Source organism: Pusillimonas caeni (assembly GCF_003545815.1).
Taxonomy (GTDB): domain Bacteria; phylum Pseudomonadota; class Gammaproteobacteria; order Burkholderiales; family Burkholderiaceae_B; genus Pusillimonas; species Pusillimonas caeni.
Window position 1 is genome coordinate 94541 of sequence record NZ_PDUW01000001.1, and the last position, 23100, is coordinate 117640.

17 protein-coding genes and 1 pseudogene are annotated in these 23100 nt (G+C 65.3%); 6 read left to right on the forward strand and 12 right to left on the reverse strand.

The features are described 5' to 3' along the window. Positions 1-34: 34 nt before the first annotated feature. Complete coding sequence (locus tag CSC67_RS00485) at positions 35-880, reverse strand: IclR family transcriptional regulator (protein ID WP_167752698.1); 846 nt, start codon at positions 878-880, stop codon at positions 35-37. A gap of 123 nt (positions 881-1003) precedes the next feature. On the opposite strand from CSC67_RS00485, the gene CSC67_RS00490 reads away from it, so the two are divergent. From CSC67_RS00490 to fahA, 5 genes are all read left to right on the forward strand, one after another. Next, a complete protein-coding gene (locus tag CSC67_RS00490) occupies positions 1004-2065 on the forward strand; it encodes an aromatic ring-hydroxylating dioxygenase subunit alpha (RefSeq protein WP_118992563.1) in 1062 nt (353 codons plus the stop codon). Beyond that, positions 2049-3107 carry an aromatic ring-hydroxylating dioxygenase subunit alpha gene (locus tag CSC67_RS00495; protein ID WP_118992564.1) on the forward strand — a complete coding sequence of 353 codons (1059 nt, stop codon included), beginning with the start codon at positions 2049-2051 and terminating at the stop codon, positions 3105-3107. The genes CSC67_RS00490 and CSC67_RS00495 overlap by 17 nt, the downstream gene beginning before the upstream one ends. A gap of 73 nt (positions 3108-3180) precedes the next feature. Then, positions 3181-4326 carry an ABC transporter substrate-binding protein gene (locus CSC67_RS00500; protein ID WP_118992565.1) on the forward strand — a complete coding sequence of 382 codons (1146 nt, stop codon included), beginning with the start codon at positions 3181-3183 and terminating at the stop codon, positions 4324-4326. A 77-nt stretch (positions 4327-4403) separates the two neighbouring features. Beyond that, positions 4404-5705, forward strand: a complete 1302-nt coding sequence (hmgA, locus tag CSC67_RS00505) for a homogentisate 1,2-dioxygenase (protein WP_118992566.1) — start codon at positions 4404-4406, stop codon at positions 5703-5705. A 58-nt stretch (positions 5706-5763) separates the two neighbouring features. After that, positions 5764-7077, forward strand: coding sequence for a fumarylacetoacetase (gene fahA / locus CSC67_RS00510; RefSeq protein WP_118992567.1), 1314 nt, complete (start codon positions 5764-5766; stop codon positions 7075-7077). On the opposite strand, the gene CSC67_RS00515 is transcribed toward fahA, so the two are convergent. Further along, a complete protein-coding gene (locus CSC67_RS00515) occupies positions 7023-8486 on the reverse strand; it encodes an FAD-binding oxidoreductase (protein WP_118992568.1) in 1464 nt (487 codons plus the stop codon). The genes fahA and CSC67_RS00515 overlap by 55 nt on opposite strands. A gap of 150 nt (positions 8487-8636) precedes the next feature. On the opposite strand from CSC67_RS00515, the gene CSC67_RS00520 reads away from it, so the two are divergent. Next, positions 8637-10022 (forward strand): phosphomannomutase/phosphoglucomutase, encoded by a 1386-nt coding sequence (locus CSC67_RS00520; RefSeq protein ID WP_118992569.1) that lies wholly within the window; start codon positions 8637-8639, stop codon positions 10020-10022. 116 nt (positions 10023-10138) lie between these two features. On the opposite strand, the gene CSC67_RS21700 is transcribed toward CSC67_RS00520, so the two are convergent. From CSC67_RS21700 to coq7, 10 genes and pseudogenes are all read right to left on the reverse strand, one after another. Further along, positions 10139-11371, reverse strand: a complete 1233-nt coding sequence (locus CSC67_RS21700; RefSeq protein WP_342447666.1) for a glycosyltransferase family 4 protein — start codon at positions 11369-11371, stop codon at positions 10139-10141. A gap of 135 nt (positions 11372-11506) precedes the next feature. Beyond that, positions 11507-12544, reverse strand: a pseudogene (locus CSC67_RS21705) (glycosyltransferase); the annotation flags it as partial. 9 nt (positions 12545-12553) lie between these two features. Beyond that, the gene (locus CSC67_RS00530) at positions 12554-13657 is read right to left on the reverse strand and encodes a glycosyltransferase family 4 protein (RefSeq protein ID WP_118993145.1); all 1104 of its coding nucleotides are present in this window, start codon (positions 13655-13657) and stop codon (positions 12554-12556) included. Further along, complete coding sequence (gene asnB, locus CSC67_RS00535) at positions 13654-15567, reverse strand: asparagine synthase (glutamine-hydrolyzing) (RefSeq protein WP_118992571.1); 1914 nt, start codon at positions 15565-15567, stop codon at positions 13654-13656. Before asnB ends, CSC67_RS00530 begins: the two co-directional genes overlap by 4 nt. A 44-nt stretch (positions 15568-15611) precedes the next feature. Further along, positions 15612-16706, reverse strand: a complete 1095-nt coding sequence (locus CSC67_RS00540) for a glycosyltransferase family 4 protein (RefSeq protein WP_118992572.1) — start codon at positions 16704-16706, stop codon at positions 15612-15614. Between the two features lie 55 nt (positions 16707-16761). Next, the gene (gene murJ, locus CSC67_RS00545) at positions 16762-18096 is read right to left on the reverse strand and encodes a murein biosynthesis integral membrane protein MurJ (RefSeq protein WP_118992573.1); all 1335 of its coding nucleotides are present in this window, start codon (positions 18094-18096) and stop codon (positions 16762-16764) included. Between the two features lies 1 nt (position 18097). Beyond that, a complete protein-coding gene (locus CSC67_RS00550) occupies positions 18098-19123 on the reverse strand; it encodes an SDR family oxidoreductase (RefSeq protein WP_118992574.1) in 1026 nt (341 codons plus the stop codon). A gap of 21 nt (positions 19124-19144) precedes the next feature. Continuing rightward, complete coding sequence (tviB, locus tag CSC67_RS00555; protein ID WP_118992575.1) at positions 19145-20419, reverse strand: Vi polysaccharide biosynthesis UDP-N-acetylglucosamine C-6 dehydrogenase TviB; 1275 nt, start codon at positions 20417-20419, stop codon at positions 19145-19147. Between the two features lie 102 nt (positions 20420-20521). Continuing rightward, complete coding sequence (locus CSC67_RS00560) at positions 20522-21658, reverse strand: MraY family glycosyltransferase (protein WP_118992576.1); 1137 nt, start codon at positions 21656-21658, stop codon at positions 20522-20524. A gap of 700 nt (positions 21659-22358) precedes the next feature. Then, the gene (coq7, locus tag CSC67_RS00565; RefSeq protein ID WP_118993146.1) at positions 22359-23003 is read right to left on the reverse strand and encodes a 2-polyprenyl-3-methyl-6-methoxy-1,4-benzoquinone monooxygenase; all 645 of its coding nucleotides are present in this window, start codon (positions 23001-23003) and stop codon (positions 22359-22361) included. Between the last annotated feature and the right edge of the window lie 97 nt (positions 23004-23100).

Sequence of the window (23100 nt, forward strand, 5' to 3'; positions counted from 1 at the left end):
ACCAGGCGGCGCGATGAATCCGCCGCTTCGGCTGTCAGCCGAGGTGGCCGAGCCTGGCCGACACTTCGCGCGCCTGTTCGATCAGGACCTGCGCCGGCCTGCCTTCGCGCGACGTGTCCAGCTCGTCGTTCCATCCCAATATGGTCAAGGCGCCCGCCAGTTCCCCCTCGTGATTGAAGACCGGGCCGGCCAGAGCCCCGATGCGCGGCAGCAGGCCGCCTTGCGTGATGCCGAAGCCGTCGCGCCGGACCTGGGCGCGGATGCGCTCGATCCGCTTCGCGGGAATCGGGCCGTCGCGCCCATATTCGCTGTCCAGCACCGGCTTGAGCGCCGCATCGGGCAGCCAGGTGAGAAAGACCGCCCCCGTGGCCGACCCGAGCAGGGGCAGCACCAGCCCGAGCCGGACCTCGACGGTCACGGCATGCACGCCTTCGAGGTATTTCACGATGGTGGTGCCATGGCTTCCCCAGACAGAGAAGAAGCAGCTTTCCCCCGTTTGATCGCGCAGTTGCCGCAGGGCCTCGCTGGCGGCCTCCACCAGGTCCAGGCGGCGCAGCGCCGTGAGGCCCAACTGCAGTGAATACTGGCCCAGCTCGTATTGGCTGGTGGCCGGGTTTCTGCGCACCAGGCCGGTCCGCACCAGGCTGACCAGATAGTGGTGCGTGGCGGCGGTGCTCAATCGAGCGGCCGACGCGATTTCCTTCAAGGCCATGGGCTGGCCCGCCGTTTCCACGATCCGCAGCAGATTGATGGCGGTTTCCACCGATGCAATGCCCTTCTGGGGCTTTTCCTGGTCGTCTTGCGTTGCTTCGGCACGATCCCTTCTTGGGGCGCTGCTTCGCAATCGACCTGAAATAGGTATTTTGGGACTGGGCGACATAAGAATCCTGTGGCGTAGATGGCTGCATGCCATTCTAGTAAATTCGCTTGACAATGTTAAGCGTTACCACTAACTTATAACCATGTTAAGCGCATTTAATTAGATGAAAACCAGGGTGCACTCATGGAGACAGGCGAATTTCTGTACAACAGCTGGTATGTGGCTGCCTGGGACCACGAAGTGGTGCCGGGCCAGCTGCTCAGCCGCAAGATCCTCGGCCAGGACATCTGTTTTTATCGCAGCGAGGACGGCCAGGTGGCGGCCCTGGAAGACCGCTGCTGTCATCGCTGGGCGCCGCTGTCGCTCGGACGCCAGGAAGGCAGCGCCATCCGGTGCATGTATCACGGCCTCAAGTTCGACGCGCGGGGCGTCTGCATCGAAATCCCGGGGCAGCCGCAGATACCCGAAAAGGCCCGCGTGCGCACGTATCCCGTCGTGCAAAGCAAGCGCTGGGTCTGGATCTGGATGGGCGATGCCGACAAGGCCGACCCCGATCTGATTCCCGATACCTTTTCGCTGGACAGCCCGGAATGGCGCATGAAGCCGGGCTACATGCACTATCAGGCCAACTATCTCTATATCATCGACAACCTGCTCGATTTCTCCCATCTCACCTTCGTCCATCCGGACACTTTGGGAGGCACCGACGCGCTGGCCGGACAACGTCCCGCCATCCGCCGCATGGAGCGGGGCGTGAACGTCGAACGCTGGGTTCTCGACGACCAGCCGGCGCCCTTCCATCAAAAAGTGGGGCGGTTCCCGGGGGATGTCGACCGCTGGTACATCTACGATTTCTGGGTGCCCGGCGTGCTGCTGATGGATTCGGGCGTACAGGCCGCGGACACGGGCGCCCGGGAAGGCAAGCGCCACGATGCGCTCGAGTTTCGCAGCTGCCAGGCCCTGACCCCCGAGACCGCATCCACCACGCATTATTTCTGGGCGGTCCCGCACAACTTCGCCCTTGACGATGCCTCGGTGACCGACAGCATCTACCAAAGCGTGGTCACCGCCTTCGAAGAAGACCGCCGCATGATCGAAGCCCAGCAGCGCATCATCGACAGCCGCCCCGAAGGAGACATGGTGGCCATCGTGGCGGACGCGGCGCTGATGCAGTTCCGCTCCATCCTGCAGCGCATGATTCGCGACGAACGGGTAAAAGGAGGAAGCCATGACATGGCTACGTAACGGATGGTATGCGGCGATGTGGTCCCAGGACCTGCGGCCCGGCACGCCGACGCCGCGCACCCTGCTCGGCGAGGACATGGTGCTGATCCGGGCGCCCGACGGTTCGGTCTCGGCCCTGCAGGACCGATGCCCGCACCGCTTCGCGCCCCTGCACCTGGGCAGCGTCTGCGGCGACGGACGGCTCTTGCGCTGCAATTACCACGGCCTGGAGTTCGACATGCAGGGCCGCTGCGTGCGCAATCCCCACGGCGACGGTCGACGGCCCGCGGGGCTGCAGGTCCGCCGCTACGCCGCGGTGGAAAAGCATACGGTGATCTGGGTGTGGCCGGGCGAACAAGAGCCCGACCTGTCCGCGATTCCCGACTATTCACTGCTGGACCGCGCGGACCCGGGCGTGACCAGCATGCGCGATCATCTGGAGATGAACGTGGACTATCGGCTGGTGGTGGACAACCTGCTCGATCTAAGCCATGTCTCGTTCCTGCATGACGGCATATTGGGCAACGCCCAGACGGTGGACGCCCAGATCGACCTCCAAGAAGCGGGCCAAAGCCTCACGGTCAGCCGCTACATGCCCGATGTGCCGCCGCCCGGGCTTTTCGACATGCTGTTTCGCCGCGATGGCGAGCCGGTCGACTTATGGGCGTCGATGCGCTGGACCGCGCCCTGTAATCTGCTGAACGACGCCGGGGTCAAGGCTGTGGGCGACGCGCGCGAGCAGGGCACCGGCATCTACGGCATCCACCTTCTTACCCCCCAGACCGAACGCAGCACGCTTTACCATTTCGTTGCCATACGCCAGAACCCGCTGCCCTTTCCGGAAGCCGAGAAAGAGGCCATAGGCCGCAAACTGGGCGAACTGCGCCGCTATGCCTTCGCCGAGCAGGATGAACCCATGATACGCGGCCAGCAGCGCGCGATCGATCGCGCATCCGCGCCCTTGTCCCCCACCCTGCTCTCCATCGACGCGGGACCGGTGCGGTACCGCCGCATCCTGGACCGCCTGATCGCACAGGAAGGGCCGCCTCCCGCGCCGGGATGAGGCCCGGGATTCTTCCAGCCCGGCAACGACTCGACAAACGGGCAACGACTCAATAACACTACCGGAGACAATCATGAAACTGGCCATCGCCGCAATATTGCTTTCAACCGCTTTGGGCGCGGCACACACCGCGTCCGCCCAGATAAAGATAGGGATCACCGTGTCGGAGACGGGCCCGGCCGCTTCCCTGGGCACGGTCGAGAAAAACACCCTGCAATTGCTGCCGGACAGCGTGGCCGGCCAGTCGATCCAATACATCATGCTGGACGACGCGTCGGACCCCACAACGGCGGTGAAGAACGTGCGCAAGCTCGTCAACGACGACAAGGTCGACGCGCTCATCGGATCGACGACCACGCCCAATTCAATCGCGATTACCGAAGTCGCCGCGGAGACGGGCACGCCCTTGATGGCCATGGGAGCGGGCGCCGCCATCATCGAGCCCATGAACGAGAAGAAGAAATGGGTCTTCAAGTCGGTGCAGAACGACGCAATGATGGTGGAAGCCATCGTCCAGCACATGGTGCGCACCGGCATCAAGAGCGTCGGCTATATCGGCTTCTCGGACGCCACGGGCGAAGGATACTGGCATGCGCTCAAACCGCTCGCCCAGGCCGAAGGCCTGAAGATCGCCGCAAGCGAGCGCTTTCAGCGCACCGACACCAGCGTCACCGGCCAGGCGCTCCGGCTGATCGCCACAAAGCCCGATGCCATCCTGATCGCGGCCTCGGGCACGCCGGCCGCGCTGCCCCAGAAGGCCCTCAAAGAGCGCGGCTACACCGGCCGCATATACCAGACTCACGGCGTGGCCAACAATGATTTCCTGCGCGTATGCGGCAAGGACTGCGAAGGCACTTATCTGCCCATCGGGCCGCTGCTGGTCGCCGAGCAGCTGCCCGAAAGCCCCTCGCGCAAGCTGTCGCTGGACATTATTTCGCGCTACGAGCAAGCCTACGGCAAAGGCACCGTCACCACCTTCATATCGAACGCCTACGACAGCTATCTGCTGCTGGAGCACGCCATACCCGTCGCCTTGAAGACGGCCCGCCCCGGCACCCGCGAATTCCGCGCCGCCCTGCGCGATGCGCTGGAGGCCACGCGCGGCTTCAGCGGCACGCAAGGCGTGTACAACATGACGCCCGACGATCACGTGGGCCTGGACGAGCGCGCCCGCGTCATCGTGCGGATTCATCAGGGGAAATGGCTGGTGGATGAATAATCCGGGCTCCTCGCGATGATAATATGCCATCGAGGAAGCACCTCCATAGAAGTCCCCTCCCCTTCTGGAGATCTACCATGACTTCCCTGCAGTACCAGACCGGCTTTTGCAACGATTGGGCCACCGAGGCGCTGCCGGGGGCCTTGCCGCCGGGGCGCAACTCGCCCCAGGCCTGTCCCTATGGACTGTATGCCGAGCAGCTGTCCGGCACGGCCTTCACCGCTCCGCGCGTGGAGAACCGCCGCTCCTGGCTCTATCGCATCCGCCCGGCGGCGGCCGGGCAGACCGCGTTCACCCCTTATGAAGCACATGGCTGGGCCAGCCGCTTCGGCGACGCGCCCACTCCTCCCGAGCCGCTACGCTGGAGCCCTATGGGCCTGCCCGAGACAGCCACCGATTTCATCGACGGCGTGCGCAGCTGGGCGGGCAACGGCAGCCCGGACGATCTCTCGGGCGTGGCCGTTCATCTGTATGCCGCCAACGCGGGCATGCAGGGCCGGCACTTCTACAACGCCGACGGCGAGCTGATGTTCGTGCCGCAGCAGGGCCGCTTGCGGCTTGCCACCGAGCTGGGCCTGATCGATGTGGCTCCCGCTGAAATCGCCGTCATTCCGCGCGGCATCCGCTTCCGCGTCGAACTGCACGACGACACGGCCCGCGGGTATCTGCTTGAAAACTACGGCGCGCCGCTGCGCCTGCCCGAGCTCGGGCCGATCGGCTCCAATTGCCTGGCCAACGCCCGCGACTTCCAGACTCCCGTGGCCTGGTACGAGGACATCGACAGCGAATACGAACTGATCGCCAAGTTCGGCGGCCGACTGTGGCGCGCTTCGATGGACCATTCTCCCCTCGACGTGGTGGCCTGGCATGGCACGCATGCACCGTACAAATATGAGCTCAGCCGCTTCAATGCGGTGGGCTCCATCAGCTTCGACCACCCCGATCCAAGCATCTTCACGGTGCTGACCTCGCCCTCGGACACACCTGGCACCGCCAACGTCGATTTCGTCGTCTTCCCGCCGCGCGTGCTGGTCATGCAAGACACCTTCCGCCCGCCGTGGTTCCATCGCAATGTGGCGAGCGAATTCATGGGCCTGATCCAGGGCGTGTACGATGCCAAGACAGAGGGCTTTCTGCCGGGCGGCGCCAGCCTTCACAACTGCATGTCCGCCCATGGTCCGGACGCCGACACCTTCGCCAAGGCGCTGGCCCTGGATACCGGCAAGCCGCAATACCTGCGCGATACCCTGGCCTTCATGTTCGAAACGCGGCGCGTCATCCATCCCACCGCCCAGGCGCTCGATTCACCCCTGTTGCAAAAGGACTATCTGCAGTGCTGGCAGAACCTGTCCAAGCGTTTCGATCCCAGGCAGCCGTGACGCCGCCCCCCTGGGCCGCCCGAGACGTCACGCATGCGGCCCCCAACCCGGAGACATCATGACCGCGCTGAACGAAACCCATCAACCCGACCTGAAGAGCTGGGTCGAATCGGCCAACGAGCATGACTGCCGCTTTCCGGTACAGAATCTGCCCTATGCCATCTACAAGCCCGCCGACGGCGACGACTTCCGTCCGGGCGTTGCCATCGGCCGGCAGATACTCGACCTGCGCGCGCTGGCCGAGCAGCAGCCGTTCAGCGGTCCCGCCGCGCGGGCGCTGGACGCCTGCCGGGGCGACTCGCTCAATGCGCTGATGGGCCTGGATGCCGAGCATTGGTCGGCCCTGCGGCTGGCCCTGTCGCGCGCGCTGCGCGCCGGTTCGCCTCATCGCGAAAGGCTGGAACCGCTGCTGAGCGAACACGCCACGGCCCAGTTCAAGCTCCCGGCGCACATCGGCGACTACACCGATTTCTATATTTCCCTGCACCACGCCACGGCGGTGGGCAGCCTTTTCAGGCCCGACAACCCCCTGCTGCCCAACTACAAATGGGTGCCCATCGGCTATCACGGCCGGGCCTCCAGCATCAATGTCTCGGGCGCCGACTTTCTCCGCCCCATGGGGCAGACCCGGCCCCTGGCCGACGCCCGCACCCCCTCGTTCGGCCCCAGCCAGCGCCTGGACTACGAACTGGAGTTGGGCGTCTTCGTGGGCTGCGGCAATGTCCAGGGCCGCCGCATCGCCATGGACGAGGCCGAATCACATGTGTTCGGGCTTTGCATACTGAACGACTGGTCGGCGCGCGACCTGCAGGCCTGGGAATACCAGCCGCTGGGGCCTTTTCTAGCCAAGAATTTCGCCAGCACGATTTCACCCTGGGTGGTCACGCTGGAAGCCCTGGCGCCCTTTCGAGCTCCCTTCAAGCGTCCCGCCGACGATCCGCAGCCGCTGGACTACCTGGCTTCCGAGCAGAACTCCGCCGCGGGCGCCATCGACATCCAGCTCGAAGTGGCCCTCAGCACGCGCAAGTCGCGCGCCGGCCGGCACGAGCCCCATGTACTGGCACGCAGCAATTTCAAAGAGGCGTATTGGAGCATTGCGCAGCTGATCACCCACCATACCGTGAACGGCTGCAACCTGCGGCCCGGCGACCTGCTGGGCACCGGCACGCTTTCGGGGCCGGCGCCCGGCCAGGAAGGCTCTTTGCTGGAAACCACCCGGGGAGGCAAGGAATGCGTCGCGCTGCCCTGGGGCGAAGACCGCTGCTTCCTGGAAGACTACGATCGCGTCATCATGCACGCCTACTGCCGGAAAGAAGGCTATCCTTCGATCGGATTCGGCGACTGCGCGGCCACCGTGCTGCCCGCGGGCTGAGCCAGCACCTTGCCGGGGTTCATCAGGCCTTGCGGATCGAGCGCCTGCTTGATCCGATGCATCAGGGCCATTTCGACCGGGTCTTTATAGCGCGGCAGAACGTCGCGCTTCAGTTGCCCCACGCCGTGTTCCGCACTGATCGAGCCGCCCAGCTTGTGGACGTTGTCGTGCACGATCTCGTAGACGGCGTCCTGATGCGATAAAAGCTCGTCTTCGGAAAAGGCCTGCCCGCGCGCCACGTTGTAATGCAGGTTGCCGTCGCCCAGATGCCCGAAGATGACATGCTCGATGCCCGGAAAGCGCGCCTGCAGGGCGGCATTGGTCGCTGCGATGAAGGACGACATCCTGGACACCGGCACCGACACGTCGTGCTTGATGCTTTTGCCGGCGTCTTTCTCGGCCAGCGGAATGCTTTCGCGCAAATGCCACAAGGCCTTGCTTTGCGCGATGTTCTCGGCAATGATCGCGTCGGCCACAAGACCGGCTTCGAAGGCTTCGCCCACGATGGCCTCGAAGCGTTCGCGCGCATGATCGGCGCTTTCGCTGTCGGAAATCTCGAGCAGGGCATACCAGGGCATGGTTGCGGAATCGCCCTCGAAGGGCAGCCTTTGCTGCGGATACTGCCGGTTGACCAGATGCAGGCAGAACCCGGCGATCAGCTCGAAGCCCGTCAGCGCCGCGCCGAAACCGCGGCGCGCCACCGACAGCAGAGCCACCGCGTCGTCGACGGAATTCAGGGCCACCAGCGCCGTGCATTGGGCCACGGGCAGGGGGTAGAGCTTGAGCGTGGCGGCCGTGATGATGCCCAGCGTGCCTTCGCTGCCGATATACAGATCGCGCAGGTCGTAGCCGGTGTTGTCTTTGCGCAGGCCCCGCAGGCCATGCCAGATTTCGCCTTGCGGAGTGACGACTTCCAGTCCCAGCACGAGCTCGCGCGCATTGCCGTAGCGCAGCACCTGCGTGCCGCCGGCATTGGTCGCCAGATTGCCGCCTACGGTGCAGCTGCCCTCGGCCGCCAGGCTTAGCGGGAACAGCCTTTGCGCCTCGCGCGCCGCTTGCTGCACCTGTTGCAATATGCAGCCCGCTTCGACTTCCATGGTGTCGTTGTCGGTGTCGATGCCGCGGATGCGGTTCAGGCGTCCGAGCGAAAGCACAAGGGCCGATCCGCTGGCGTCGGGCGTCGCCGCGCCGCACAGGCCGGTATTGCCCCCCTGCGGCACGACGGGCACCTTGTTTGCTATGCACCACTTGACGACCTGGGCCACTTCCTGGGTGTTGCCCGGCCTGGCCACGGCCAGCGCCCGGCCGCGGTAGCGTCCGCGCCAGTCTTCGACGTAGGAGTCGGCGTCGGCGCCGGTCAACACGTTGGCCGAACCCAGGATTTGAACGAGGTCATTCAGTTGTGTCATTGCTTGCCTTTGCTTTGCATCGGGCGCAACCCGCCCGGTTTCATTTTAGCCCTTACCGGCGCCGGCGGCCCCGCCGAAGCTCCGTCCACGGCCGCTGTGCCATAATCGGCCGACACGCTGCAACGCTATCTGAATGAAAGGAAACTCGTGATGACCTCCAACCTGCCCGATGCCGTCTTCAAAGCTTACGATATCCGCGGCACCGTCCCCGAACAGATCGACGCGCAATTCGCCCGCCTGCTGGGCCGCGCGCTGGCGCTGCGGGCGCGGCGGGAAGGCATCGACACCCTGGTCGTGGGTTATGACGGCAGGCTCAGCAGCCCCGAACTGGCCGAGGCCCTGCAAGAGGGCATCAATGCCGAGGGCGTCGACTCCCTGGACATCGGCATGGTGCCGACTCCCCTGGTCTACTTCGGCGCCCATACCCAGCACACGGGTTCGGGGGTGGCCATCACCGGCAGCCACAATCCCTCGAACTACAACGGCTTCAAAATGATGATGGGCGGCAAGACACTGCACGGCGCCGACGTCCAGGAACTGAAGCAGGTGATGCGCGGCCTGGACCCGACAGGCGAAGTCACGCCCGGCACGCGCCGCGGCCTGAGCCTCGTCGACGACTACGTGAAGCGCATCGTTTCCGACATCGCCTTGGCGCGGCCCATGAAGATCGCCATCGACTGCGGCAACGGCGTGGGCGGCGCCGTGGCGCCGCAATTGGTCCGGGCCCTGGGCTGCGAAGTGGACGAGTTGTACTGCGAAGTGGACGGACGCTTTCCCAACCACCACCCCGACCCGGCCGACCCGCACAACCTGCAGGATCTCATCCGCCATGTCCGCGACACCGACTGCGAGATCGGACTGGCCTTCGACGGCGACGCCGACCGGCTGGGCGTGGTCACCAAGTCGGGCGAGATCATCTGGCCCGACCGCCAACTGATTCTCTACGCGCGCGACGTGCTGTCGCGGGTGCCCGGAGCCACCATCATTTTCGACGTCAAGTGCAGCCGCCACGTGGCCGCATCGATCTCGGCCGCCGGCGGCCGGCCGCTGATGTGGCAAACGGGTCATTCGATGATCAAGGCCAAGCTGGCCGAAACCGAAGCGCCGCTGGCCGGCGAAATGAGCGGCCACACTTTCTTCAAAGAACGCTGGTACGGCTTCGACGACGGCCTGTACACCGGGGCGAGGCTGCTTGAGATCCTGGCTCGCAGCCAAGACCCTTCGGCGGTGCTCGAGGCCCTGCCAAAGGACATTTCCACGCCCGAGCTCAAGCTGGAAATGCAGGAAGGCCAGCCGCACGCGCTGATCGAGCGCCTGCAGGCCGAAGGCAGGTTTCCCTCCTCTGAAAGCATCAACACCATAGACGGCGTGCGGGCCGAATACGCCGACGGCTTCGGCCTGGCGCGGGCGTCCAATACCACGCCGGTGGTGGTGCTGCGCTTCGAAGCCGACAGCCAAGAGGCCCTGGACCGCATCCAGCAGGAGTTCCGCGCGGCGCTCACCCCGCTGGCGGGAGAAGCCAGGCTTCCTTTTTAGATCGGCTTCTTACGGCCAGCGCAGCCGTCAAGGCAAGGAACGGGATGCAAAGGGCCCCAGCCTGCTCGGCCGCAGGACGCAATTCCGGACAAAACGGAAGTATCCAGCATAGCGACTCAATCCAGATCTGAAGGCTCGAACTTGCGGGTGGCGCCCGCCGCCGCGATCAACGTGTCATACAGGTCGAGGTGTCTTTGCACCACCTGCCTGACGTCGAAGGCGCGTTCGGCCAGGCGCCTGCCCTCTTCCCCAAATTGCTTTCTAAGCGCTGCATCGTCGGCCAGGCGCTGCACTGCCGAGGCGAGCGCGGCGGCGTCGTGCGGCGGCACCAGCAGCCCCGTCTGCCCCGCCTCGATGGCGTCCCGGCAGCCCGGCACGTCGGTGGTCACCACAGCCCTGCCGCAGGCGGCCGCCTCGATCAGCGACTTGGGCAGCCCTTCGCGATAGGAGGGCAGCACGGCAATGTGCGAACGCGCGTACAGGCCGGCCACGTCGCTCTGCTCGCCCACGTAGTCCACCACCCCCTCGTCGCGCCAGCGCTGGAGCTCCTGGTCGGAAATACTGGCGGGGTTGCCGCTGTCCATGCTGCCGGCCAGCATCCAGCGCATGCGATCCGCACGCCCCGACGCCATGCGCGCCGCTTCGACGAATTCGCGCACACCCTTGTCGGCAAGCAGGCGGGCCACCATGACGGCGACGACCGGCCCTTCGGGCTCGGGCAGGGCCGCGAAGTGGTCCAGATCCACGCCCGAACCGCGGATGAGCTCGACCTGCTGCTGGCGGACTGCGCCCGCTTCGAGCAGCACGTCCCGGTCGCTGGTGTTCTGGAAGATGACGCGGCTGTTGCGATGTCCCAGGGCCAGGCGGTAGAGCAGCAGCGCCGCCCAGCGCAGGAAATCGAAGCCCCCGCGCTTGCGCATGAAGATGAAGCCCAGGCCCGACACGGCGGCGACGTAGCTGGGCACGCCCGCCAATCGGGCCGCAATGCCGCCGTACAGCACCGGCTTGATGGTGACGGCATGCACGACGTCGGGCCGCAGCGAGCGATACAGCCGCCACAGCGCGAACAGGGTAGCGCACTCTTGCAGCGGATTCTTGCCGCTGCGCGACATGGGAATCTCGTGATGATGAAGGCCATGCGAGACAATGTCGGCCGAGGCCGCCCCCGCCATCGTCGCCACGTGCACTTCGTAGCCGGCGTCCCGGGCGGCCAGCGCGATGGGCAGGCGGTGCGAGAGGAAGAAGGCGGGATTGTTGACCACATACAGCAGGCGGCGCGCGTCCGAGGCCGAGCGCGTCGCCGGTCCCGAGCCGGTTCCCGCATCGAGCGCCTGGTCCGATCGAGCCATGCCGGCCGCGACGGACGGCGCCGTCCGGCGCCGCGCGGCCAACTGCCGCCAATTGGCTTCGTAGGCCGAGACCATGGCCGGCAGGCTGTACAGGCACTCGACGCGCTCCCTGCCCTGCCGCAGGCGCTCCGCCATGGCCGGCGTGCCCCGTTCGCGCAGGGCCGCTTCCATGGCCCGCCCCAGCGCGGCGCCGTCCTGGGGCGGCGCCACCCAGCCGAAGTCCCCCACGATGCGCGCCGCATCGCCCACGTCGGTGACGACGCAGGCCACGCCCGCGGCCATGGCCTCGGCCACGACATTGGGAAACCCTTCGGCGCAACTGGAAAGCACATGCAGGTCCAGCGCCGCCATGACGTCCGGCACGTCGTCCCGGCGGCCCAGCAGAATGACCTTGTCGCGCAGGTTCCAGCGGTCGATGAGGGCCATCAGCGCCTCGTTGTCCGGCGTCAGCCCGTGGCCCACCAGGACGCAGCGCGCATGCGGCGCTGAACGCGCGCATGCCGCGAATCCCTCCAGCAGGTTGGCGTGGTCCTTGAGGGGATTCCAGCGCGCGACGCTGCCGATCAGCGGTACCTCTTCCGCAATGCCCCACTCGCGCCGAAGCCTCTCGCGGGCGCCCGGCCGGGGCACCCATCGCGACAGGTCGTAGCCGTTGGGGATCACCGCCATGCGGTCGGCCCGATAGCCGCGCGCCTGGTGGCGGACCGCGGCGTCCTGAGCGCAGGCGATGATGCCGGCGGGCACCAGGCCCGAGAGCCGTGCGCAGGCCCAGGCGATGAGGTGGGTCAGCCGACTGCTTTTTTCGAGATTGGCGCCCGAATTGCGTATGCCCCAGGACACGGCGCGGATGCCCGCCCATCGCGCGACGATGCCGCCGATGAGGTCGGCGTGATACATCCAGGTCTGCACCACGTCGGGCCGCTCGGCGCGCAGAAAGCGATGCAGCCGCCGCAATCCGCGCCAGGTCAGCCGGCCTGCGGGCATGTCCAGCGTCACCACCCGTATGCCGGCCGCACGCAGCCTGGGTCCGAAAACACCTTCGTCGCCCATCGACACCACGGTATGCCGGGTCGTCTGTTCCGGCGCGGTCGCCAGGCGATGCAGCACGGTCTCGGCCCCGCCCTGTCCCAGCCCCGAAATAATGTGTACGACGTGCAATTGAGCGTCTGCCATGAGCGTCCTTTATTCAGCCTGCTTCATGATGTCGTCCCAGCGTTCGAGCACCTGCGGCAGAGCATAGCGCTTCCTGACCGACTCCGCGCCTCGCCGCGCCAGGTCGGCGCGCAGCGCGGGCTCCCGCATCAGGCGCTCCAGGCCTTTGCACAGGGCGGCGGTGTCGCCCACGGGGACAAGCAGCGCATCCTCGCCCTGCCGGGTCATTTCGGCGGGGCCGCTGGGGCAGTCGAAGGCGATGCAGGGCAAGCCCAGGGCCATGGCTTCGAGCAGCACGTTGGGAAAGCCCTCCACCGCCGAGGTCAGGGCAAAGGCGTCCGCCTTCGAGAGCTCGTCCCAGGGCGCATCGCTGCGGCCCGGCAGGGAGATGCGATCATCCAGGCCCAGGCCCGCCACTTGGCGCACCAGGGCATCGCGCATCGGCCCATCGCCCCAGATTACCAAGTCCCAGTCCGGATGCTGGGGCGCCAACAGCGAAAATGCTTCGATCAGGAGATCGAACTGCTTGGCGGGCACCAGCCTGCCCATGGCCGTCAAGCGCTTGCGTCCCACCGAAACCATGGGGCGAAGCGGCCGCTCGAGCAGCTCGGGCGGCAGCGGATTGGAGACGACCTCCAGCCGGCGTATGCCGGGCACCATGCGCCGGAACGGTTCGACGCTGGATTCCGTCTGCACTGTGACGACGTCGGCCCGCGGATATGTCAGCCGGCGCAGCACGCGCAATACCGCTCCGCTATTGCTCGCCGCCGCCGGGTTGGTGCGCTCGCAGACGATGATGGGCACTTTCAGCCCCCGATGCGCAAGCAGCGCCATGACATTGACGTTGGTCAGAAAAGAGATCACGACGTCGGGCGCTTCGTCCACCATCATCTTGCGCAGAATGCGCAGCTTGGCTGCCGTGACGCGCAGCGGATGGCCGGCGCCGTTCAGGCGGTCGGCGATCCACACCAGCTTGACGCCCGCGTCGAGCGGATAAAAACACGTGCCGCGCCGAGGGAAAGTGGACACCAGCGTTACGTCGTCGCCGCGCCTGGCCCAGGCGCTGGCCAATGTGGTGGCGACCCGCTCGGCGCCCCCGGTGTTCAAAGAGCTGACGAGGAACAGGATCTTCATGGCCCGCGCCCCCACGATTCGGACTCGTCCAGCCAGGCCTGCGCCATCAGGACGCCCCACAGGTGCGGACTCCAGTCGCGGCGCCCCGATTGATGCTCGCGCCATTTCTGCAGAATGGGCCGCGCATGGAACAGGCCTTGCGCCTTCAGCCGCTCGGGCTCGAGCATCGCATAGGCCCAGTCTTTCAGGGGGCCTCGCAGCCAGAGGCCAAGCGGCACGCCGAACCCCTTCTTGGGCCGGTCGACCAGATCGCGCGGCACATGGCGGTACAAGAGCTGGCGCAGCAGCCATTTTCCCTGGCCGTCGCGGTTCTTGTAGTGCCACGGCAGGCGGCGCGCGAATTCATAGACGCGATGGTCGAGCAAGGGCACGCGGGTTTCAAGACTGACGGACATGGCGGCCCGGTCCACCTTGACCAGAATGTCGTCGGGCAGATAGCCGACGGTGTCCAGCCAGGTCATGTGATCCAAGAACTTCAGCTCGGACGCCTGATCGAAGGGCCCTGGCGGCAGGCTTGCCCCGATCACGACCTCTTCAGGCCGCTTCCAGTACGACACGAACTGCCTGTAGAAGCGCCCGCTGTGCTCGGCCCGCAGAACCCGCGCAAGCTTGCCGGCCTGCTCGCGCATGGCGCCCAGGGGCGCGGCGCCGCCCATGGCGCGCGCGCCCAGGGCAAGGGGCCCCCGCAATGCCTGCGGCAGCTTCTCGCGCCGCGCCCACCACGCGGCGGCCCGGACATAGCGCGAATACCCGCCCATCAGTTCGTCGCCGCCGTCGCCGGACAGCGCCACCGTGACGTCGCGGCGCGCCATGCGCGCCAGCAATATCGTCGGAATCTGCGAGGAGTCGGCAAAGGGTTCGTCGTATATGCCCGCCACCGCGGGCACGGCCTCGAGCGCATCCTGGGCCGACAGATAAAGTTCGTGATGGCGCGTGCCCAGGTGCGCGGCCACCGCCTTGGCATGCTCGGCTTCGTTGAAAGCGGCCACATCGAATCCGATCGAGAAGGTATTGACCTGCCCGCCCCCTCGCGCCTGCATCAGGGCCACGATGGTGGAAGAATCGATGCCGCCGGACAAGAAGGCGCCCAACGGCACATCGGACAGCATCTGCCCTTGCACCGCCGTGCTCATCACCCGCTCCAGGGCGTCGATGGCCTCGGCATCCGAGCCGAATTCCAAGGGATCGGCCGCCGCCTCCAGCGCCACGGCTTCGGCGGACCAATACGCCCGGGGCTGCGGCAGCGCCTTCGACGCCAGCAAGTCTCCATCCAGGCGCAGCCACGTGCCCGGCATCAATTTGCGCATCGCCGCGTAGATGCTGAAAGGCGCGGCAATGTAGTTGTGATGCATCAGCAGCGCCAGCGCCTGCGGTTCGATGCGGCGGTCGAAGCCGGGCAGGCCGGCCATGGCCTTGAGTTCGGAACCGAACACGAAGGCGTCTTCGGCATAGCCGTAATACAGGGGTTTCTCGCCGAAGCGGTCACGCGCCAGGTACAGGCTGCGGTCATGGCGGTCCCAGAGCGCCAGGGCGAACATGCCCACCGTCTCTTGCAAGGCCCTTTCCATTCCCCAGGCCGAAACGGCCTCGACCAGCGTCTCCGTATCCGAGTGTCCCCGCCAGGCCGGCATATGCCCTTCGCGCTCGAGGCGGCGGCGCAGGTCCTGATGGTTATAGATTTCGCCGTTCAGCGTCAGGACGTTTCTGCCGTCGTGGGACACCATGGGTTGATGTCCGGCCTCGGTGAGGTCGAGAATGGCCAGCCTCACATGCCCAAGGGCGATCTGCGCTGCCTCATCCTCCCAGAAGCCGTTGCTGTCCGGCCCCCGGTGGCGCATGCGATCGCAGCCGCTGCCGATCGCGGCTCGCTTTTCCGGCATCGGGCCCCAGGCCCCAAGGATTCCGCACATGTCTATCGCCTATTTGCCATTTTTCCATGCCACGCGCAACACGCTCAACGGGCGCGAAACACTTCTTCCCACAATGCCATGACCCGCGCGGTCGAGAAGCGGTCGAGCACGTCGACGGCACGCCGGGCGCAGGAGCGCCGCTTTTCTTCATTTCCCATCATGTCGGACAGATGCGCGGCCAGGGCTTCCACGTCCTCCGGCGGATCGACCAGCACGCCGTCTATGCCATGCCGCACGATTTCGCGCGGTCCCGTTTCGCAATCGAACGCCACCGGCGCCAGACCGCTGGCCATCGACTCCAGCAAGGTATTCGAAAGGCCCTCGACGCGGGAGCTGAGCACGTACAGGTCGGATTCGACATACCACTGGCCGACATTGCCCACGCGGCCCGGCATGGAAACACGCTGTTCTAGGCCGGCCGCTTCGATCTGCGCCTGCAGCGCGTCGCGGCAGTCTCCTTCGCCCAGGATCACCAGGTCCCAGTTGGGAAAGTATCCGGCCAACTGGGAAAATGCGTCGATCAACAGATCGAAGCCCTTGTGCTCATGCAAGCGGCCCACCGCCAGCAGCCTGCGCCTGCCGTAGCGCGCCGGGGGCTCCACCATCGGCTCTTCGACCGGCATGGGCCAGCGCACGGCATTGGGTATCACGCTGAGGCGGGAGCCCGGCACATGTTCTTCTATCCATGCGGCGGTGCCGGACGTCAGCGCGACCACGCGCGCCGCCTTTGGATAGGCCCACCGACGCAGCCGCTGCCACATGGGCGCTATCGTCTGGGCCGGAGGATGGGTGTGCTCGGTCGCGATCACGCGGCAAGGCAGTCCACGGGCGGCCATCACGGCCAATACGGAGGACGTCGTCATCATGCCCAGCACCACGGACGGCTTCTCGCGCCTGATCAGCCTGCGCAATTTCCAGACGCGGTGCAGATTGGCCAGGCCGCCGGCCAGCGCTCCCCTGCTTTCGCCGGCCGTGCCCATCACGATGCGCTTGACGCGCGTGTCGACGTCATAGACATCGCTCGTTGCATCGGCCTGGGTCACGAGCGAAACACGAAAACCCCGGTCGACCCAGTAGGCCGCCAGGTCCACCGCCACACGCTCGGCGCCGCCGCCGCTCAGCGAGTGGATGACTATCATCAGGTGAAAAGAACGTACGGAAGAGCGGGACAATTGAAACCTTTGATGAACGGGCTCAGCGCGCGGGCGAGCGCAGCGCGACGAAGACATAACAACTGTACGACAAGGCGTACATGCAACTGGTTGCGAGCATGATGCCCGCAGTGCCCATGACCGGCGCAAGCACCTGATTCATGACGGCCTTGATCGCGAAATTGCCGACGGCGATAGCGGCCATGATGCGGTAGCGGTTCTGGCTGGCCAGCAGCTGCACCAGTATCAGGACTCCAAAATAAAACGGCAGTTGCAGCAGCCCCCAACGCAGCACGTGGGCCACGGCCAGCGTATCCTGTGCCGTGAAGGCGCCCCGTTCGAATAGCAGGGCCACTCCCCACGGCGCCAGCAGCCACCCCAGCGCGGCCGCCGCCGCGCCCGCGCCCAGCATCCATACCGACCATTTCAGGGCGACGGCGCGCGCGTGGTCCACGTCGCCCCGGCTCTGGACATCGGCCAACACAGGCAGGGCCGCGCGCCCGACCGACGCGGCGCCCAGGCCCAGCACCAGCGACAACAGCCGCGCCGCATAGCCCAGCGTGGCATTGGCGTTGGCGCCCAGGTTGGCCGCCGTGTACTGGTCGATGGGCCCGACGAAGCTCATGGCGATCTGCCCGACCAGCATGACGCCCGCCGCCTTGACCAGGTCGGGCCATTGATGAGCCGACAACCCGAGCCGCGGGCGGCCCCACATTCCGTCGGCGCGCGACGCCAGCCACCACAGCCATGCCGACTGGATCACATACCCCACCAGCGTGCCCCACAGCAGGGGACCCACGTCGTCCACCGTGGCGGCCAGCAACACCCAGATCAGGATCACCACAGCGGGAACACTGTCCAGCAGGGTGTTGATGTGGCGTTCGTGCGCGCGCAGGCGCGCGGCGCTGATGCCCGTCATCAGGGTCAGCAAGGCCGCCGGAGCGAACGCCAGCATCAGCTGCGACGTCATGCGCTGGGTGCGCGGATCCAGGCCTTGCCCCGCCCACTGCAACAGAAGCGGCCAGGCGGCATAGCTCAGGACGGCCAGCACCACGCCCAGCGCGATGATCCATCCCTGCAACTGCCCCAGGAAAAGAGCCCGCGCCTCCGGGCTTTCGCGGCGCGTTCGCACCAGCACCGGAATCAGGACGACGGACAGGGCGCCCACGATGGTGACGGGCAGCCAGCTGGCCATGGTGAGCGTGAACTGATAGGCATCGACGGCGTCGCTGACGCCATAGCGGTAGGCCACCGCCATTTCTTTCAGCGCGCCCGCCGCCTTGCCCAGCAAGAGAAAGAAAGCCACCCGGGCGGCGCCCTTGGCGATGCGGCGGTGGTCCGCATGCAGCCCGGCCAGCCGTTGGGAAAACGTCTTCAATTCAGCGCAGGAACTGTGTGTACCACGGCATCGCCACCTCGAGCCCCTGGACGATGTTGTGCATGGGCTCGTAGCCCAGCAGCTCTTTGGCCTTGCTGATGTCGGCTTGCGAATGGCGCACGTCGCCGGCGCGGAAATCGCGGTAGACCGGCTGCTTGTCGTACTTGACGCCCTGGCTGTCGAGCGTCTGCGCCAGGTACTGGAACAGCTCGTTCAGCGTGGTGCGCGCATTGAAGGCGACGTTGTAAACCTGGTTCACGCCTGCGGGCTGGGCCAGCGCCGCCAGGATGTTGGCCTGCACCGCATTCTCGACGAAGCAGAAGTCGCGGCTGGTTTCGCCGTCGCCGTTGACCACGACTTCTTCGCCGCGGATCATGGCCGCCACCCATTTGGGAATGACCGCCGCGTAGGCGCCGTTGGGGTCCTGCCGCTTGCCGAACACGTTGAAGTAGCGCAGGCCGATGCTGCCGAAGCCGTACGAGCGCGCAAACACGTCGGCATAGAGCTCGTTGACGTACTTGGTGACCGCGTAGGGAGACAGCGGACGGCCGATGCGGTCCTCGACCTTGGGCAGCGCCTCGTGGTCGCCATACGTCGAGCTGGACGCGGCATAGACGAAGGACTTGACCTTGGCATCGCGCGCCGCCACCAGCATGTTGAGGAAGCCCGAAATATTGACATCGTTGCTGGTGATCGGATCCTGCAGCGAGCGCGGCACCGATCCCAGGGCGGCCTGATGCAGCACGTAGTCCACGTCCTGGACGGCGCGGCGGCAGACGTCGAGATCGCGGATGTCGCCTTCCATGAAAGCGAAATTGGCCCACTTGTCGGCCCCGACTGTTTTCTCGACCTCGTCCAGGTTGTGTTGGTGGCCTGTGGCGAAATTGTCCAGGCCGACCACCTTCTGCCCCAATGCAAGCAGGGTCTCCAGCAAGTTGGAGCCGATGAAGCCCGCGCAGCCCGTGACGAGCCAGCGCTTGGGTTCTTCGCGCAGGGATTGGATAACTTCTTGATAGCGATTACTCATACAGACCTCTCGTCCCGTTGATCACAAACGCAGGTCGGACTCGTCGGCCGACAAGATGTACTTGAGATCGTAAAGCACATGCTGATTCTTGCCCAACGAGCGGATGGCCTGCGGCCCCATATCCAGGAACTGCTTGTGCGCCACGGCCACGATGATGCCGTCGTAGGCGCCCTCGGCGGGCGCCTTGATGGGCGTGATGCCGTACTCGTGCACGGCCTCGGCGGCATCGATCCAGGGGTCGTAGACGTCGACCTCGATGTTGTATTCGCCCAGCTCGCGCACAATGTCCACCACGCGCGTATTGCGCAGGTCGGGGCAGTTTTCTTTGAAGGCCAGGCCCATGACCAGCACCTTGGAGCCCTGGACCTGGATGCGGCGCTTGGTCATGGCCTTGACCAGTTGCGACACCACATAGCTGCCCATGGCGTCGTTCAGGCGGCGCCCTGCCAGGATGATCTCGGGGTGATAGCCGATGGCCTGCGCCTTGTGGGTCAGGTAGTAGGGATCCACGCCGATGCAATGCCCGCCGACCAGGCCCGGACGGAAAGGCAGGAAGTTCCATTTGGTTCCGGCGGCTTCGAGCACGGCCTGGGTATCGATGCCCAGGCGGTTGAAGATGAGCGCCAGTTCGTTGATCAGGGCGATGTTGACGTCGCGCTGGGTGTTCTCGATGACCTTGGCGGCTTCGGCCACCCGGATCGACGGCGCCTTGTGGGTGCCCGCCGTGATGATCTCGCCATAAAGCTGGTCGACCAGTTCGGCGACTTCGGGCGTGGAGCCGGACGTGACCTTCTTGATGGTGGAGACGCGATGCTGCTTGTCGCCCGGATTGATCCGCTCGGGGCTGTAGCCGGCATAGAAGTCTTCGTTGAAGCGCAGCCCCGACACGCGTTCGAGCACCGGCACGCAGTCTTCTTCGGTGGCGCCGGGATATACGGTGGATTCGTAAATGACGATGTCGCCCCGCTTCAGCACCTTGCCTATGGTTTCGCTGGCGCGCACCAGCGGGGTGAGGTCCGGCTGCTTGTATTCGTCGATGGGGGTGGGCACGGTCACGATGAAAACGTTGGCCCGCGCGAGTAGTTCAGCCTCGTGGGCGAACTCCAACTGCTTGGCCTGAGCCAGTTCCTCGGACTCGACCTCGAGCGTGTGGTCTCGGCCTTCTTTCAGTTCGGCAATGCGCTGGGCATTGATGTCGAAACCCAGGACAGAGCGCTTCTTGCCGAATTCCACCGCCAGAGGAAGGCCTACATAGCCCAGGCCCACGACGGCCAGTTTCACGTCTTGAAGTTGCAAAATCGAATCTCCCACGTTGAGCTGTCGAAAACAATATTAATAGGTTCGCGGGCCAAAACGCACGCCCGGACAGCCGGAGGCGGCGCGAGCCCATGCCGGGAATCAGTGCTTGTTGCGGTTGTTGCGCCCCAGTGACGGCAGCAGCAGCCAGGCCGGCCGCCGCCACGACACGAGCCGCGTATAAATCCAGATGTACACGCCGGCGAACACCAGCAGGCTGATGCAGAGGATGACCGGGTCGTCCCACCAGATGGTGGCCGGAGCCAGGCCGATCAGGGTCAGCACCCACAGATAGGGCGATGCCATGGCGTTGCACAGCGCCGGCACCGCGTGGCGGCTGTCGCGACTGAAGGTGACCCGCACCAGACGCCGGAAAACCAGCTGATGCAGATGCAGCGCGTCGGGCTGGTCGACCGGCGTGCCGCGCTTGAAGCGCCTTCGCCAGATCGAGAACAGCGTTTCGAACACCGGATAGAACACCGCCGCGAGCGCATAGAAAGGCGACACGCCGGGGTTGCGCACCACCAGCTGCACGGCCAGCTCGGCCAGCATGAAACCCAGGAAATAGGCCCCGCCGTCGCCAAGAAACACCCGTCCGAACGGGAAGTTCCAGACCAGGAAACCCAGCGTGGCCGAGGCAAGCGCCGCGGCGATCAGGAAGATGGGAATGTCCTGGACCTGCAGGGCGACCAGCCCGATGGACAGCGCCATCAGGGTGGCGACCATGCCGGCCAGCCCGTTCATGCCGTCGACGATGTTGAGCGCATGGGTACAGCCGCCCACCGCGACGACCGTGACGACCAGCGAAATGGGCCAGAACGACAACACCCAGTCGAGGCCGGCAAAGCCCACGCGCGACACGCCGCCCAGCAGCCACCAGGCGATGGCGGCCGACACGAAAGCGGCCATCAGGCGCTTGCCCGCGCCCACTTCCTTGGTGATGTCCTCGAGCAGCCCGGCGACGAATACGGGCATGGCCGCGATGAAAAGCACCGGCCACAGCCAGGTCAGCGTCATGTTGCTGGGCCCCAGCACCAGCAGCCCCGCCAGGCTTCCCGCCACCACGGCCAGCCCCCCCACCCGCGGCGCGGCGCGCGCGTGCGAAGCCTGAGGCTTGGACATGTCGGAATCGCCCGTGAACGCGCCGTGCCAACGCTCGGACGCGACAATGAGCCCCCCGACCGTGAAGGCCACGATACAGATGTACAGCCAGGTTAGAGTGTCCCAGGTTTGAGGCACGACCAGAGAGCTCCCACTACGTTGTTCAAGGACAATACGGCTCCACCGCCAAGACCGCAAAAATAACGGTAAAAAAAAGGCCGGACCAGGCAGTCGCGGCGGAACCGAAACGGATACCCGACATTATGAGCCGAAACTGTAACAGTCAGGGCTTACCCTAAAAAAAATATGCAACGAAACATGTAACCGCGAGCATAGCAATTACCTGGCGAAAAAGGGGGCCCTTCGGACAGCCGACATCAATCTTCGGAAAGAGAAGAAAACCATCTTGATGATGCGGAAGGGACAACCGCCCTGAGCGAAGAAGAAAGGCGGTCCCGTTTGCAGAAAAAAAAAGCCCGAGATCGTGAGATCTCGGGCTAAATCCACCAAAGGAGGAGGGTGGAGGAGACAACCGTGGCATGTCGGGCTACGAAAGCATTACTGCTTGAGCCTTCGTGACTGGAGTTGGCTGAGGGTTTACCTCGGGTTTTCCTCTACAATCACGTTTCGACATCCGATAACTAAATTGTATAGCATCAAATGGTGCAATGCAAGAAATTTCTGAAAACTGTTGTATCTGAAGCAATTGCCGCCTTGGATACTGCTTTCTTGCAACCACAACTGCAGTATACCTAGGGGAAACCCGAATGGCAAGAAAAAACAAAAAGTAGTTTGCCTAATTCGTTACAAAACAACAACAGCACAACAGCGGCGAGGTTCAGATCCGGTAGGCCGTCGTGGTCATGACCTTGGACATGGCGCGCATCGCCAGCCTGGCAGGCAGGGGCAGGCGCTGGGCGCCCTCTCTTTGCGCCGTGGTGCGATGGTCGATTTCGTCGCTGCGCATCTGCTCCACGATGCGGCGCGAGCGTTCGTCCGCCGCGGGCAGCCGGGTAAGATGCCCGTCCAGGTGTTGCTCCACCTGGGCTTCGGTCTCGGCCATGAAGCCCAGATTGCGCGCCGTGCCGGCCCGGCCGGCGGCCAGTCCCAGCGCAAACGAACCTGCATACCACAGTGGATTGAGATAGCTGGGCCGGCTTTTCAATTCTTCGAGCCGGTCTGCGCACCAGGCCAGGTGGTCGACTTCTTCGGCCGCCGCCCGCAGCAACAGCGTCCGCGCGGCGGGATCGTCGCACAGCAGCGCCTGGCCCCGGTACAGGGCCTGCGCACAGACTTCGCCCACGTGGTTGACGCGCATCAGGCCGGCGGCATGCCTCTGCTCCGCTTCTGACAGCGCGGGTTCGCCGCGTTGCCGGCCGGCCGGATTCGGGCGGCTCGCCTGGGCCGAGCCAGTGAGTACCTGCAGGGCGCGGCCCGCTTCGGCCAGAACGGCATCCAGCCCACGCAAAGAGCGTGTCGGCATGCCTTCTGCGGTTGAGGTCCGCGCCTCGAGTACTTTGGATTCGGCCATAACGCCCCCTTGTTCGTGACCGTCAATCGGGTTCTACCCGGACATGATA

Coding starts and splice junctions, on each gene's coding strand:
- coq7 (WP_118993146.1), bottom strand. CDS start 23,003: ATGCCGACACGCTCTTTGCGTGGGCTGGATGCCGTTCTGGCCGAAGCG.
- CSC67_RS00520 (WP_118992569.1), top strand. CDS start 8,637: ATGACCTCCAACCTGCCCGATGCCGTCTTCAAAGCTTACGATATCCGC.
- asnB (WP_118992571.1), bottom strand. CDS start 15,567: ATGTGCGGAATCCTTGGGGCCTGGGGCCCGATGCCGGAAAAGCGAGCC.
- CSC67_RS21700 (WP_342447666.1), bottom strand. CDS start 11,371: ATGGCTCGATCGGACCAGGCGCTCGATGCGGGAACCGGCTCGGGACCG.
- CSC67_RS00490 (WP_118992563.1), top strand. CDS start 1,004: ATGGAGACAGGCGAATTTCTGTACAACAGCTGGTATGTGGCTGCCTGG.
- CSC67_RS00530 (WP_118993145.1), bottom strand. CDS start 13,657: ATGAAGATCCTGTTCCTCGTCAGCTCTTTGAACACCGGGGGCGCCGAG.
- CSC67_RS00485 (WP_167752698.1), bottom strand. CDS start 880: ATGTCGCCCAGTCCCAAAATACCTATTTCAGGTCGATTGCGAAGCAGC.
- CSC67_RS00515 (WP_118992568.1), bottom strand. CDS start 8,486: ATGACACAACTGAATGACCTCGTTCAAATCCTGGGTTCGGCCAACGTG.
- fahA (WP_118992567.1), top strand. CDS start 5,764: ATGACCGCGCTGAACGAAACCCATCAACCCGACCTGAAGAGCTGGGTC.
- hmgA (WP_118992566.1), top strand. CDS start 4,404: ATGACTTCCCTGCAGTACCAGACCGGCTTTTGCAACGATTGGGCCACC.
- CSC67_RS00550 (WP_118992574.1), bottom strand. CDS start 19,123: ATGAGTAATCGCTATCAAGAAGTTATCCAATCCCTGCGCGAAGAACCC.
- CSC67_RS00500 (WP_118992565.1), top strand. CDS start 3,181: ATGAAACTGGCCATCGCCGCAATATTGCTTTCAACCGCTTTGGGCGCG.
- CSC67_RS00540 (WP_118992572.1), bottom strand. CDS start 16,706: ATGATAGTCATCCACTCGCTGAGCGGCGGCGGCGCCGAGCGTGTGGCG.
- CSC67_RS00495 (WP_118992564.1), top strand. CDS start 2,049: ATGACATGGCTACGTAACGGATGGTATGCGGCGATGTGGTCCCAGGAC.